Raw genomic sequence first — 14,802 nt, 5'->3', positions numbered from 1 at the left:
ACTCAGCTGGTTACTTAGTATTAGAGAGTTTCGATTAGCTCTTGACTGTTCTTTACTTTTGAGGCGGCAACTACTTCATGGGTTTCTAATTGTTCAAAGAGTTCTAAGACACATTTACCTGCATCTCTAATTGCACGTGAGTTGACGCCTGGGCGAGGTAAGACATAAGTATAGAAGTTTGCTCCTTCAACTATATTTCCTAGGGCCCAAAGTGCCTTCACTTCATCACCATTTTTATTGATAGGATGATGATGATGACTTATTACTATACCACTTGGATGATAATCACCATTAAAGAAAGGTTGGATTGTGCCATTCTTTAATAGGTTCGCAATGAATGGAGATTTATCTAATGCTGGATAGAAAGTATCTGTTCTTGCTTTTATTAGAATGTCAGCACTACTCGTATATGAGCCATCAGAAAATTCACTAATAATGTTAAAGCGACTTGTCTGGTAATTAAGTTCAACACGCCCTTTTGGACCACAAGCAAATTCAATAACTCCAGCATTTAGTAAAGCTAATAGTTGTTGGCTACGTATAACAGGAGGTCCAACAGCAATTCGATTCATAATAGGACAATATTGTTCAATAAATATTTTATGTGATGTTGGTGTTAATCCTGCATAATCAACAGCATAACGTAAACAATCCCGAATATCCCTAATAATATCTGTTGTTGCTTTAATAGCACCATCAATGTTCCCTTTTAAGGCATCTTCAATATCTGTTTGCAGATAGTTTATTGCGTATTCCTTGAATGCTTCATAGTTTTGCAAACTTGGTAATTTTCCAAAGAAAATTTGCTCAATCTTGGTAAAGTCATCAGATGTAGGCACATAAGCTTCTATATCGTACCATTTCTTATCTATAGTACATCGATATACATAACACATTTCTTTCAACAAAATTGGAAGCAATTCCTGCTCAAAATCAAGTTGCCCATTGCCTCTATTTTGTTGATTAGCTATACGTAATTTATCAATTGCATTGGTTGTAAAAAAACGAGCTTGATATTGTCCATGTGCACCTTTCTGATTTATTCCTCTACTTGCATATGGTAAGCCATAGCGAGAATACACTAGGATATGTGGTTCCTCACCAGAGGGAAGATATTTCAAGGTACCATCTGTATTTTTTATAAATTTTCCAGATCGACCTTCGGTTAGTTGAGAAATTAGGTCATATGTTGTGAGGCCTATACCTTCAATTGCAACGACAGCTTCTGAACTAATGTGATGTAACGAATAAGTATTTGTAATATTTCTAATAAAATCAGCTTTGTGGTTGGTTTTTGCAACCTCCTGAACAAATTTGAGGTACATCAAATCTTGTGGTGATGGTGTATTTTCTCCATGACCTGTTGTAATAAATACTTTATCAGCATGAAAAGTATACCCATTCGCCAATGTGATAATCTGCTGGCCATCATCCATTGAATCAATATTGTATGCAAGTTGTTGATGACGAATTATTTTAATATTTGGATGTAATTGATTGATTTGTTCACGATAAACCCAAGATAAATATTCACCTAACATACGACGTGGTAAATAAGCATTAGCATTGATTTCATTACAGATATGATTGCCTAAATAAAGAAATTTATTATTTAATTCTCGGTATCCATGCTGCCTTGCCCATTCAAGAATAGATAAACCTGGAATAATTGGTCCAGCATCTGTTACCGAATCATCGCTAAACATTGTTATTTGGCAGGCTATGGTATTTACCAAAAGATGATCTGATTGCTCTGAAGTATGAATACCTTGCCCATAAACACGAGGATCTATTAAGTGCAACTCAAACTTAAGATTCTGATCTGAAATTTTGTATATTGCATTAAGCCGTTCTAATATACTAAGACCTCTAGGCCCCATACCAATAATAGCAATTCTCACCTTGTTCATATATGTTCCTTGAATAAAATGGAGTTGATTAATTCACAAAAAATACTTAAAAATATTGTTCTATAAAATATTTTAGTAAGTTTAAATTAATTTCCTCCATTTCTTTGGTTAATAAACCTATAAACAAAAAATTATAGTATTGTGAACTCTGTTTCTTTCATGGATTTATATTGTTTAACTTTTTCAAACCATTCGTAAAGTTCGTGATATTTACTCCCCCAGTTAATATTTGGTAATCTGAAATTTAAATAGGAAAGTGCACATGCTAAACCGATTTCTGGGATATCAAATTTGATTTTATATTCACTGATTTGTTCTTCACAAGCCTGAAGCCCACGAAGAATGTGGGCAGTATGACGTTCAATAATCATTGAAGACTGATATTCAATAGGTCGTCTGCTTTCTATAACTAATTGTAAGGCACTATCAATTATTCCATCTGCTAGTGCTACACGTATTTGATCTTCCCATGTACTATTAGATAATGAGTAGATTGATTTTTTAATATCAGGTTGATAATTATTTAAATATTGACATATTATGATGCTGTCATAAATATTAAGTGACTGATCTTTCAAAACTGGAACTCGCCCAAGAGGGTTGTATTTTGTAACCAGATTTGACTCATAAACATTTGTTATTACTTCTGTAACTATAGCTTCTAAACCTTTTTCACGTAGTAGTACTCTTGCCTTGCGGGAATATGGAGATGTTGGTGATATTATAAGCCTCATAGGTACTACCATTTAAATTTTTGTTTAAAAGTACATAAAATAAATATTTATGCTTGCTTGTATATTTGATTTTGTTTGAATAAATATCAAAGAAAATCGTTTGATGTATTAAAACAGAAGTAAAATTAAAGATCATATAAAGACCTGTCAATTAAGTAATTTTTATAGGTCTATAATTTTTATTTATTTCCATATTTTTAATAGTGGTGTTAATAATTGTCACACTAATTTTTGCTGGATTTTTTTTGCAGTAATTATGTGTAATTTAAATTGCTTTTGTTGTGCCTAAAATATTTTATATTATGTGGTGAATAAATCTATGATAAATCTGGATCAAATTAGAAACCTTTTTATAGGATTGGAAACAAAATATCCAACAAGATTGGGAACGAACATTCGACAATGCTATTTGGATTCAACAGCATCAAGTTTGGCATTCCTACCTTCCGTAAATTTTATTAATGATTATCTAAAGTACTATGCAAATGTTCATAGTGATAGCCATAACTCTGCAAAAATATCGACTCAACTTTTTGAGTGGTCTGCTAATGAAATTCTGAAACTGGTTAATGCAGATCCTGAGATTTATACATGTATATTTTTGGGTAGTGGCGCAACAGCAGCAATTAATCGAGCATCTCAAATATTACGACAAATCAATCCAAAGCCTCGTGTGCTTGTTTCTTTGATGGAACATCACTCTAATGATTTACCACATAGACAACGAAGTGAGGTAACACATTTATCTTTACTTGATACACCAACTGGTCTTGGAGGAATCGATATTGAGAAACTTGAACAAGAATTAAAGACAAAAGATGTATCGTATGTAGCTGTTACTGGAGTGAGTAATGTTACAGGTATCATTAACCCAATTGAAAAAATAGCTAAATTAGCTCATAGCTATGATAGCTATATCATTATAGATGCAGCACAAATGGGACCGCATATGCCTATTGATTTAGCCATATGCAAGGCAGATGCGTTGGTTTTGGCTGGACATAAAATGTATGCGCCATCCTCACCAGGTGTTTTAATCATTAAAAAAGTTCTATTAGATTCATCCAAACCTATCGATTTAGGGGGAGGAATGGTTACTGATGTTTCATTAAGTGATTATGCCATTTCAAATATTTACCCTGACCGAGAATTAGCTGGGACACCTAATATTGTTGGTAGTATTATGCTTGGTGTTACAGCTAACACCCTACGAAGAGTGGGGATGCATAATGTTCAAGCAAAAGAACAATCTCTTACTCAATATTTGTTAAATAAATTAGCCGAGATTCCTCAAATTACAGTATATGGCAATTTAGATCCTCATAATCGTGTTGGGGTTATTTCTTTCAATATTAATAAATTACCACATAAACTCACAGCAATTATTCTCAATGATTACTTTGGTATTGCTGTCAGGAATCAATGCTTTTGTGCTCATCCATATGTACGTTCACTCATACGAGAAGAACTTTGGAGCATGGCTGATGACATAGATTTACCTGAAGAGCAAGTTGATGCTTATATTGATCGATATAAAGGTATGGTTCGCATTAGTCTTGGACTATACAACACTGTAGAAGATATAGATTGTGTTGTTTCCGCACTAATTGAAATCATATCTCATATTGATTATTACAAAGAACAATATATTGAAGATACAACTGGTGGATTTATTCATATATCTGAAAAAGAACTACCTTTGCCATTATCACAACCTGAAATTGTAATGGAAAAATATATCAGAGATCATTTAAAAAAATTAAATAAGGGCGAGGTTGAGTTTGTAAATTTAGTCATAAATGAATATTGATAATCATATTTTATTTAATTGATCACGATATGAGGATTTTATGGAAAATATGGATTTAGGGCGTATCAATCTGCAGGGGCTAAGATGTCCTATTCCAATATTAAGGATTAAGAGGATGCTTAAAAATAATTCTGATCTGAAAAATCTAGAAGTTATAACTGATCATTTAGACGTTGTCAAAGATATCTATTTATTTTGTCAGAAAAATGAATATGGATGTGTTGATCAAAGAATAAATGATACTGAATTTCTGATTGTTATAAAAATTTAGAGCAAAAGTTTAACCAATGGAAAGAGCTAAAATGGCTGACATGCAAAGACAAAAAGTTATATTAAATAAATTGGCTATAGTATTGAGTGTTAATCAAGGTGAAGGATGGCTTATTGTTGATCATCATCGTAAATGGGTAGATAAAAATAGCCTTATTTTGATTGAAGGCTATGATGAACTTACCATTGAGTCACTAACTGCATTAAATATCGAACAACGCATTATTAATCATATACCATCTAATATCAGAGACCAAAAACTTAGAACTCTCGATAAACGTGTTCTCTCCGAATCTGGTAAATTTTTTCCTATTATTGCATTGGGAACTCTTGGTAGTTTATCATTGACATTTAACTGCTCTAAACGTGGCTTAGATTCTTTAGAAGTACAAACGAAAAAGCTTCCAATAGAAAATTCATATGATTTGGTTATTGTTGGTGCTGGGCCTAGTGGAGCCTCTTTAGCAGCACATGCTGAACATGCTGGTTTAAATTACTTGTGGCTTGGCGAACCATTCAGCTTTTGGCTATATCATATTTTGCCAAATGATCTCCGCTCTCCTGCTGCTGCATCAGGTATCAATACACCTATAAATGACATGGACTTTATAAGCTTTGCTCAGTGTATTGGTGTTCCAATTGATCAACCTGTTTCGATGCCTCTAGCTTTAGCGTATTTCAATTACTTCGTCACAAAACAAAATCTAACTCCATTACCATTTACTGCTGAAAAAGTAGACTATCAGGACAATAGCTACAATGTACAACTACGAATGGCGGATCAATACCAAACTGTAAAATGTCGTAATTTGGTTTGGTGTGCTGGTCTTAAAGGAATGGAGAATATTCCAAAAATTTTACGTCAAATTCCTAGTAAAAATTTCACACATTCAAGTGATACAAATATTCCGAACACCTTATCCAAAGATTATAAAATTGCAGTAATAGGCGCAGGTCAAAGTGCTGCTGAACATGCAATACTAGCTATTGATAGTGGGGCACAAGTAAAATTATTAATTCGTGATAGCAATCTCATCTTTCGTAATTTACATTCACCAGGAAATCATCTCTACAAATGGTGTTCTAAGAATGCTGATAGTTTTGTTTATCGTCTACCTTCATTTATACAAAAGCGGTTCTTATCCTATTTATTAAAAGGAACTACTGAGCCAAAAATGAAGTTGATTAATCAATGGGATAAGCTAAAAATAATTCCAAAATTCGATTTAATACAAGCCAATGTTTTATCCGATGGAAAATTAGAACTTAAAGCACGTAGTGGGCAATGTGAGTATGTAGACCACTTAATTCTTGGCACTGGTTATAAATATGAGATCAATAAAATAAAGCCCTTAAGTGATTTACAACATCAAATAAAGAGTTCAGATGGTTTTCCGTTACTAGATGAAAATTGTATGTCTAGTGTACCTGGGCTGTTCTTCGGTGGCTATGCCGCTATGAAAAGAATAGGTCCCAAGTGCCAATTTATTGCAGGTTCCGCACTTACTAGTAAAGCACTAATGTATGGTATCTCTCAGCGATTAAAACATGATAATTAATTTACGTTCTGGATTATGGCTATTATTAGCATTGCTGCGAATTTTTGCTCCTGAGCAAGCTCTTCTAGCAGTTTTTATATTATTAACTATTCTATTTACACAACACTGGTCATGGATAAAACTGCGTAGTGGAAAGATAGCACTATTCATATTAATACTTGCAGTCATTTTACCTAATCACTGGACAACGGTATGGCATAAACTCATGCCATATGTAGATGTCATAATTATGTTGGTATCACTGAATCTCCTGAGAAGTGCAATTGCTAATAGTGCGATAAGTCAGATACTCTCACAGTGGCTGACTCAACATCGTCGCCCTTGGATAACACTTGGTGTATCAGTTGGTATATCACCTATATTTAACATGGGTACTATACCAATCTTGTTGGCAGGTTTAAGTAAGAAAGAACTGACAAACAATAGAGAAATACCCAATATTGTTGCTCGCGGAGTTGCTACAGCTAACCTTTTAGCTCCTACTTCTGCGCCTGTACTATTAACATTAAGCATGTTTCCAGCGATTAGTTGGTTCAGTGTAATGTCTATAAGTCTATTTGCCATCGTTATTATGATTGCACTAATTGGATTAAATGCTTATAGATCAAATCATTTGTTCAGTAATAATATAAACATCATTAAAGAAATTACTCCACCTGACATTTCAATCACAAACATAAATAGGTGGAAGAGTCTATTACCTGTTATTATTTTTCTCGGTACATTATTAACATTGAGTATTATTCTGCATAAACCATATTCTCAATCAATATTTATCGCATGTTTTATCACTTGGTTTTCTAGCAGTATCATTAATAACCACTCAGATTTATTTCAATTAATCAATATAGCTCAGACAAAGCTCCTACCTGAACTCATATTATTCATTGCCTGTGGCATATTAGCAATACGTCTTTATGATATCTTTGAAGGTATACAAATAGGCATTTTTTCACAAATACCAGTGTATTTAACTAGCTTTCTAATTTGTATTTTATTACTAATTGTTATGCCCTTGGTATGTCGAATAGGGCTACATCCCATCATTCCTTTCTGTATCGTTGCACCTTTAATTAGTCCGTTAACGAATGAAATCAGCCTTCCCATAATTATAACCCTTTGGCTGTGTTATTGGGTGCAATCACTCATTATTTCCCCAAGTTCAGTCATCAACTTAACTGTGAATGCAACTCTTGGAGATAACTCTTGGTACAAACCAGATTTGAGGTTCCTTTTTATCAGTAGTAGTTTTTTAACCTTACTATTTGTAGTTTTAATTGAAATGAGGATCATGTATTGAAAAATATTTTCTTTGTACTCGCTTGTGGGCCTAGGGAAAGTCGCACATTAGCCGCATTAGAAATGGCTAAGGTCTTTTTGGATAAAGGGCTTCAGGTCAACATCTTTTTAATTGGTAATGGGATCTACAATGCTATTCAGACACAAAGCATAAAGAACCATATTATTCGCTTAAGAAAACTAATTGCTCAAGGTGCAACAGTATCTACTTGCGTCAACATGGCTAAATTTTCTGGATTAGATGAGAGCAATGTTCAGGAAGGAATCCAAATAGAAAATATGATGACGTTTGCAGAGCAATACAATATGGCAGATCGCATCATCTTCTTTGGAGGAGACTCCAAATGAATGTATCCGCTTTATTTGTTCTTAGTCAAAGTCCAGCTATGTCTGATATAAACATGCAAGTTGCTCGAATGGCACTTTCTATTAGTAGTGATACCGATGTGAGTTTTGCATTTTGGCATGATGCTGTCTATCTTCTACATCATGATCATAGTAGTCCGTTTTATAATTTTTCTAATCAATACAAGTTTTTAGTAGAAAGTGATGTTCCTTTGGTTGTGCGAAAATCCGATTTGGATCAAAGGGGGCTTGAGGAATATGGAACAAAATTTCCAGTGCAATTTCTAACGAATGAGCAATTTTCAGCATATATCAATCGATATGATAAGGCATTTTTCTTATGAGCCGTTTAGTTATTTTGACAAGCTTAAATGCTATTGAAAAGTATCAAGAAATTAGAATTAAGAACGATGTAGTTTTATTGGTTGCAGAATCCATATTTAGCCGTAGTTTCACGAACCAGCCACATTTTATATGGTCAACAGAACCTTTGAAGCATATATCTCCATATGCGGAATGTATTAGTAATGATTTTTTAACTGAATTATTCAATAAACATGAAGTGATTTTAACCATCTAATAGTATCAGGAGTATCACATGCAAAATCTAAGAAATACACAACAACAATTGGTCGCGGCAGGTTGGATTGAACAAATTCAATTATTGGAAAAAGGGATTTTTAATGTCTCGATTCGACAAAATAACCAAATACATAATTGGCGTGTAGATGATAAAGATCATTTTTTAGAAAACTTGCCATTACAATCAATAGTACAATTAAATGGTGATATTTCAGAAAAAGATCCTTTATGTACTTTAAATGTATTGCATACAGCAGAGCCATTACCTATCGATATTAATCAATATAACTACAAAGACCTTGAACATCGACACTTAGGCATACGTAATAATTTCTTTCGAGCTACAGCAGAGTTTCGCCATCTTGTTAGAAAATATGCTTTTGAATTTTTGGATGATCAAAATTGTATGTTGGTTCAAACCCCAATTTTAACAAATGCATCTTGTGTTTGTAGTGGTGATGTATTTACGTTTCCTTATTACGGAAAACAGGTTGCGACTCTTATCCAAAGTCCATGGATGTATGCTGATGCGCTAGTTAGTGGGGTAGAAAGAGTCTATGCATTAAATCCCTCTTTTCGACGAGAAACTGATGCAACAGGTATACATCTGGTTGAAATTTGGCAATTGCAAGTAGATTTGGCATGGGCTAGTAATGATGAAATTATGCAAATGGAACAGGACTTAATCCACTTTATCGCAGAAAAACTCAAAAAGCATACCGATTTATATGCAAAAGCTCAGTTAGGGACAGAACATTTGGATCAGTTACTGAAACCATTTGCACGTATTACGTATGATGAGTCTGTAACTTTACTTAACGAATTAGGATACTTATTTGATTATGGAAATGATTATACAGAAGAGCATAACAATGCAATTGGTAAACATGTAAAAGTACCATATTTTATAACTGATTTTCCAATGAGTCTAAAAAACTTTTGGTTCGCTCATAGTACAGATAACTATGATTTAAGCCCATCGAATGATCTCTTTTCTCATATGGGACAAGGTGAGATAGTTGGTGGTGGTACACGAGTTTCTGACTATGAAGAACTCAAAGCAAATCTAGAATATTTTGGCCATGACTTGGATGAATTCGCTTGGTTTGTTGATATACGTCGTCACGGTTGTGTACCTCATTCAGGTTTTTCAATTGGTTTTGATAGGCTTGTTGCAACCTTTATGGGAGTAAATGATATACGCCAAGCAACTTTATTCCCTCGTATACCTCAAGGTTTATTAAAACCCTAAGTAATCAGAATTAAATGTTATAGGAGTTAGATAATGATTTTATCAGGACATGCAAAAATGATTACTGAGAGATTCCAATTTAAGTATCCAATTATTCAGGCTCCCATGGCAGGAATAACAACTGCGGAAATGGTTGCTCAAGCATGTGAAATTGGGATTTTAGGATCATTAGGTGCGGGGATGCTTGAACCCTCTGCGATTAAATCTACCGTTGAAAAGATACGTCAGCTTACGAATAAACCTTTTAATATTAATTTATTCATCATCAATGATCATCCTAAACATGATTGGGATAAGTTGGATATCGAGAAGTTACAGAAATTACATACCTCTCTAAATTTACCACCATTAGAGCTACCTACTAAATTTGCTCCAAAATTTAGTGAACAGTTTGATGTCCTTTTGCAATTACGGCCAGAGATCGCAAGCTTTACATTTGGTATTCTTAATAAACAACAAATTACAAATTTGCATGAGCAAGGATGTTTTGTCATTGGCACAGCAACTACTGTACAAGAAGCCCTAGCATGGGAGGCTATAGGAGCTGATGCAATTTGTTTACAAGGCGTTGAAGCTGGCGGCCATCGAGGTATGTTTTTAAAATCCGAAGATAGAGGAATGGCTTTATTGCCTCTGCTTATAGAAACAAAAGCTAAAGTAAAATTACCATTAATCGCTGCTGGTGGGATTATGACTGGACAAACTATAGCAGCACTGCAATCTATTGGTGCTGATATGGTTCAGTTAGGCACAGCATTTTTATTTTGTGATGAAGCTAATTTATCGCCAGCATATCGTAATAAATTACTAAGCTCATCTGGTCATGATACCAAACTGACTCAAACATTCTCAGGTAAACTTGCTAGAGGGATTGAGAATCAATTTATGAGAGAGTTGGCAAATAATGAGACAGTACCAATTTATCCTATTCAGAATGCATTATCTGGGCCTATACGTAAATGGGCAAAAGAACAAAATAATGCGGAATTTATGTCGCTTTGGGCAGGGCAAGGTGTAGGTATGGGACGTCCTCTCTCAATGCAAAAATTAGTCAGTACACTTGTAGATGAATGGTACAAAAGTAAATCTATTTAATTTTATATTTCTTTAATAATAAGGAAGAACATGATCTTCCTTATTAACCTAACATCTAGCTGAAACATTGTGAATAAGAATGTCATGAAGTAAATAAAGCTCTTTAAAATTATATAAGTAACGATTTTGACATGAGAACCATATTTGTACTGAGCTATCAGTATCATGGATCTCTTGTAAAGTAATAAGATCATTATTCATTCTCTCAATATAACTATGGGGTAACACTGCATACCCTAAACCATTGAGAACTGCCTGATATATATTGTCAATATTGTCGAAATCAATTGTTGTGAAATTAATATTTTGATTTAATAAAATTTTCTCACCAATTTGGCGGTAATAGCAACCCTTTGGATAAGCGATAAGATTAATTTCTTTAGAATATTGGGTAAGTGGTGGAAATAATTTATTGTTATAACAAAGTACAGCCGTTTCTTTCCATAAAGGAATATTATAGATACAAGGATGAATTAATTCTTCATTAATTAATCCACAATCAATATTTCCAGCGATCAATTCTGATTTTAAATGGTTTAAAGACATAGTTTTTATTGATAATGGTTGTTTCGTTTTATTGTTTAGATGCTGGATACAATCAATAAGATTACGTTGGTTAACAGTTTGTAGAATGCCGATATCAAGTGGACATGACTGTAATGTATTATTGTCAGAACTAAGATCATCCGATGCTGCATCTACAAGATCTAAGATCTGATCGCTATATTTTTTAAGTTTAACACCTTCAGCGGTTAGACAAATACCTTTAGGAGATCGAACCAATAATCTTACACCTAATAGACTTTCTAATTTATTGATATGTGAAGTAATATTGGGCTGAACACAATGAAGTTTCTGAGCTGCCCCTGAAAAACTTCCTGTTTCAATAACAGCATTAAAAACCTTTAACCCCTTGATATCCATATTTATTCCAAAAATTGATTTGTTATTTATAAATCAGAATAAATGAATAATAAACTAAATAATGTTAATCATCTAGAGAGATTCAGTTTTTATTCGATAAATGTAAGCATTTGATTAAACCCACTTGACTCAAACAGGCTTCCACATATGTGGTAGTAGCTCTTCGATGTCTTTCATTTTATGTGTTGGTAGTCTTTTTAACACATCACTGAACTAGGCATACGGATCCAGACCATTCAGTTTGGCTGACTGAATTAAAGTCATGATGTTCGTCTGCCCGTTGACCTCTAAGTAATGATCCTGCAAATAACCAGTTTTTTCTGCCTAAAGCCCAAGAAAAATAAAAATCTTTACATTATAGGTGACCTATGTCTAAAAGATTACTTGCAATGGAAAGATATAAATCTGCTATTAAGTTACCAAAGAATTTAGAGATTAAAGGTTATTAATCTCAATAGATAAGGCTTTTCTTCTGTTTTTTCCTTTAACTGAATATTGGTAATTCCAATTTTTCTTAGAGCATTCAATAAAGTTGATTCACCATCTGAAAAGCCAGCAGATTTTGAGCGCCTAAAAACAAATAATTGGGTAACAAGATTGGAGCCCTGAAGAGTTTTCGAATAAGAGCCCTCTGACAAAGGTAAGCTCTTCATGAGATCAGAAATATACTGTTCAAATTGTTCTAGGGTCTTTGACCTAAATACTAGCCCAGAATGCCCACGTTCCTTGTGGATGCTTTTTCCCTCTACATTTGAAATATAAATCGCTGGTTGTATATCGAAAATATAAACTGGAGGGCAATTTTTAAGAGATAGTCGAATGACTAATGCTCCGCGAGTTGCTGTTTTATTTGAATTTGCATAACACCAATTTTTATAAGCTTGCTTTTCTCCATCTGAAATATCTTCATTTTCTAAAGTTTCTGAATTGACGGAAAAGGCCATTAGAGTGGGTTTATCGTTGTAATTAAAGTCTTCTTCAAAAGTATAATAGTGTACTGCATTGACAATACTGGGATTTAACAAGCGTGCTTTTACGCAAGCATTCCAAAGGTCCATAATTCTTCCTTGTTCTGGAGCTTCAAATTCTGTGGCATTATCTTTATTAGTGGTCGGATTAATTGTGGCATTAAGAACATCCTTGGAGCTATCAGGTTCCCCTGTACCAACTGTATTGGTTTCTTTTATATTTTTCTTCCTTTGTGACCGAGTAATGGTTCTTTCATGTTTTGTTTTACTTTTTTTCGCGATGGGTCCTGAACCTAACCATTCAAATTCATGATCTAAAATAACCGTTTGTGACAATGGTCTGCGCCCTCCTTGATCTTCAGATACATTAATCTGACCAGAGCCTAGTTGTAGCTCAGGAGGCTTAGGTGCGTTGTGGTCTATAGGTTTCTTAACTTGGTGAACTTCCTTTGTGACACTTCTGATGAGGGTTTGATCTGGTAAATCTATTCCAAGAATTCTTAGACCTAAAAAAGCATTGGTACCAGAAATATTGAAACCTGAAACTCGAATCTTTCTCGTTTCCTCGTGCCATGGCATTACTTTAGGGTATATATGATTTTTTTTATCAAAATCATCATGTTTTGCAATACTGCTAAATAATATCCTTACAGCATTTTGGGTATATTCACTGTATTGATAATAGGCAATAAATACATGGTCATTTAATGTAAGGCCATCACCTATAAGAACAGTCCATGTGCCTTCCTCTCCTGGATGAGGAGTGTAGAGCCGTTCATGCCGTTCGGCCTCATCGTATGTTGTCAGAATTCTAGGAAGTTCAGTAGATAGACCATACCCTCTAACCAGAAACTCAAAACAAGGTACGAGAAGTTCCTTATATTCCTGATCCGTTAAGGAGAAAGAAATACAATTCTCACGTTTGCTTGGCTTAATATAAAATTCATTTATGTTTGAGAGGAAATGATCTATTTCCCCAGTCTTTTCGTCTCGCTTATATGTTTGAACATAGGTATGTTTAAAATCCGTATGGTCAATATCAAACTCCCGTATTTCTAAGGGAAGATAATCAACCAATCGTTCATGATGCCAAACTGTGCCAATAGGCCAAGACACCAAATCTGTTATATTGGCATCAATAAAAATAAAATTATCTGTGGGTGTGTAATCTTCCAGAAGTTCCCTAAAAGCCACATGAACTTTAGGTTGGGTATTTCTACGTTCAGCTTTTGCTAACGCCCCATACCACCACACCATTAAGAACTTTTCAGCATTGGATTCAAGAACTTTGAATGCGGGTGATTTTTTTTTATCTAAAGAGTTATCAGTATTTTCTTCATTAGAATGATTGTTCATGATCAACCTCTCTATTGGTAATATTATCGACTAGTCAATTCTTCTTATAAGTTCAGTTCGGCTGTAGGGATATATTGCCCATCTACCCAATCGTAAAGCTGGATATCGCAAATACCATTCAAGCGATGTCCCAAGACCATTGCAAAAACTGAGGGTGCTTTAATAAAGAGGTGTAATTTAGATAACTTATTTTCAGATTTGAATGAAACTAAAGCGGATTTTGCCTCTCTCACAGCAAGATTTAGAGTTTCCATATTATCAATCACATAAGAGCTTTCTAAATTCAGTCTAGGTAAGCTCTTTACTTCATCCATTGTAGAGTCAATGTCTTTACCTATAGTTGTAGGAAATCCGATAGTAACTATGGCTTCAGTTTCACCCTGTAGCTCAACAGGGTCGATTTTATTAAAAAATTGTCCCTCTTTCTGTTTATGGTCATCAGTGCGATAAGCGAGGCCATTATGTTCTATTTCAAGTAGGAAGTTACGTGTGGCACTAAAAACATAGCCAAGCATACATGCGTTGGACATTCTTTGTTTGCCATCTATAAGGAGGGTTCTACGGTCACCACTGCTATGAATAAAAGTAAGCGTCCGCTGAACCCCATGCCTATTTTTTAATTTGAGTTGGATTTCCAGCGATGTGGCAGTAATTCTTCTATTTGGGTCGCTTTATGCGTCGGCAGCCTTTTCAGCACA

At 34.3% G+C, this 14,802-nt stretch carries 13 protein-coding genes and 2 pseudogenes; 9 read left to right on the top strand and 6 right to left on the bottom strand.

The annotated features are described in order from the left end of the window. Positions 1-20 precede the first annotated feature (20 nt). Together ACSC97_RS04865 and ACSC97_RS04860 are read right to left on the bottom strand one after the other, a co-directional pair. The gene (locus ACSC97_RS04865; protein WP_436659554.1) at positions 21-1,910 is read right to left on the bottom strand and encodes an FAD/NAD(P)-binding protein; all 1,890 of its coding nucleotides are present in this window, start codon (positions 1,908-1,910) and stop codon (positions 21-23) included. 131 nt (positions 1,911-2,041) lie between these two features. Further along, positions 2,042-2,644 (bottom strand): glutathione S-transferase N-terminal domain-containing protein, encoded by a 603-nt coding sequence (locus tag ACSC97_RS04860; protein ID WP_004756424.1) that lies wholly within the window; start codon positions 2,642-2,644, stop codon positions 2,042-2,044. Positions 2,645-2,963: 319 nt separating this feature from the next. Here ACSC97_RS04860 and ACSC97_RS04855 point away from each other — a divergent pair, with 319 nt between their 5' ends. From ACSC97_RS04855 to ACSC97_RS04815, 9 genes are read left to right on the top strand one after another with little or no spacing between them, the layout of a single operon-like run. After that, positions 2,964-4,454 (top strand): aminotransferase class V-fold PLP-dependent enzyme, encoded by a 1,491-nt coding sequence (locus ACSC97_RS04855; protein WP_005329741.1) that lies wholly within the window; start codon positions 2,964-2,966, stop codon positions 4,452-4,454. Between the two features lie 40 nt (positions 4,455-4,494). Continuing rightward, positions 4,495-4,725: a sulfurtransferase TusA family protein gene (locus ACSC97_RS04850; protein ID WP_004756412.1), complete on the top strand. Its 231-nt coding sequence runs from the start codon at positions 4,495-4,497 to the stop codon at positions 4,723-4,725. A gap of 31 nt (positions 4,726-4,756) precedes the next feature. Continuing rightward, the gene (locus ACSC97_RS04845; protein WP_004756411.1) at positions 4,757-6,283 is read left to right on the top strand and encodes an NAD(P)-binding domain-containing protein; all 1,527 of its coding nucleotides are present in this window, start codon (positions 4,757-4,759) and stop codon (positions 6,281-6,283) included. Beyond that, on the top strand, positions 6,273-7,583 hold the full coding sequence (locus tag ACSC97_RS04840; RefSeq protein ID WP_004756409.1) for a hypothetical protein: 1,311 nt from the start codon (positions 6,273-6,275) through the stop codon (positions 7,581-7,583). Before ACSC97_RS04845 ends, ACSC97_RS04840 begins: the two co-directional genes overlap by 11 nt. Then, the gene (locus ACSC97_RS04835; protein ID WP_004756408.1) at positions 7,580-7,930 is read left to right on the top strand and encodes a DsrE family protein; all 351 of its coding nucleotides are present in this window, start codon (positions 7,580-7,582) and stop codon (positions 7,928-7,930) included. The genes ACSC97_RS04840 and ACSC97_RS04835 overlap by 4 nt, the downstream gene beginning before the upstream one ends. Next, positions 7,927-8,271 carry a DsrE family protein gene (locus ACSC97_RS04830; protein ID WP_004756406.1) on the top strand — a complete coding sequence of 115 codons (345 nt, stop codon included), beginning with the start codon at positions 7,927-7,929 and terminating at the stop codon, positions 8,269-8,271. Before ACSC97_RS04835 ends, ACSC97_RS04830 begins: the two co-directional genes overlap by 4 nt. Next, a complete protein-coding gene (locus ACSC97_RS04825; protein WP_004756404.1) occupies positions 8,268-8,507 on the top strand; it encodes a hypothetical protein in 240 nt (79 codons plus the stop codon). Before ACSC97_RS04830 ends, ACSC97_RS04825 begins: the two co-directional genes overlap by 4 nt. 18 nt (positions 8,508-8,525) lie before the next feature. Further along, entirely contained in the window at positions 8,526-9,761 is a 1,236-nt protein-coding gene (locus tag ACSC97_RS04820; protein WP_004756402.1) for an amino acid--tRNA ligase-related protein, read from the top strand. Between the two features lie 33 nt (positions 9,762-9,794). Beyond that, positions 9,795-10,856, top strand: a complete 1,062-nt coding sequence (locus ACSC97_RS04815; protein ID WP_004756400.1) for an NAD(P)H-dependent flavin oxidoreductase — start codon at positions 9,795-9,797, stop codon at positions 10,854-10,856. A 48-nt stretch (positions 10,857-10,904) separates the two neighbouring features. Here the strand turns inward: ACSC97_RS04815 and ACSC97_RS04810 are convergent, their stop codons facing one another. From ACSC97_RS04810 to cap4, 4 genes and pseudogenes are all read right to left on the bottom strand, one after another. Next, positions 10,905-11,780: a LysR family transcriptional regulator gene (locus tag ACSC97_RS04810; RefSeq protein ID WP_004756399.1), complete on the bottom strand. Its 876-nt coding sequence runs from the start codon at positions 11,778-11,780 to the stop codon at positions 10,905-10,907. A gap of 129 nt (positions 11,781-11,909) precedes the next feature. Beyond that, a pseudogene (locus tag ACSC97_RS04805) lies at positions 11,910-12,114 on the bottom strand (transposase domain-containing protein); the annotation flags it as partial. 94 nt (positions 12,115-12,208) lie between these two features. Continuing rightward, positions 12,209-14,104, bottom strand: coding sequence for a hypothetical protein (locus ACSC97_RS04800; protein WP_436659547.1), 1,896 nt, complete (start codon positions 14,102-14,104; stop codon positions 12,209-12,211). A 44-nt stretch (positions 14,105-14,148) separates the two neighbouring features. Further along, a pseudogene (gene cap4, locus ACSC97_RS04795) lies at positions 14,149-14,688 on the bottom strand (CD-NTase-associated endodeoxyribonuclease Cap4); the annotation flags it as partial. Between the last annotated feature and the right edge of the window lie 114 nt (positions 14,689-14,802).

It is taken from the genome of Acinetobacter sp. P1(2025), from assembly GCF_051390655.1.
GTDB lineage: Bacteria > Pseudomonadota > Gammaproteobacteria > Pseudomonadales > Moraxellaceae > Acinetobacter > Acinetobacter junii.
This window is presented reverse-complemented; position numbering and strand designations above follow the sequence as displayed.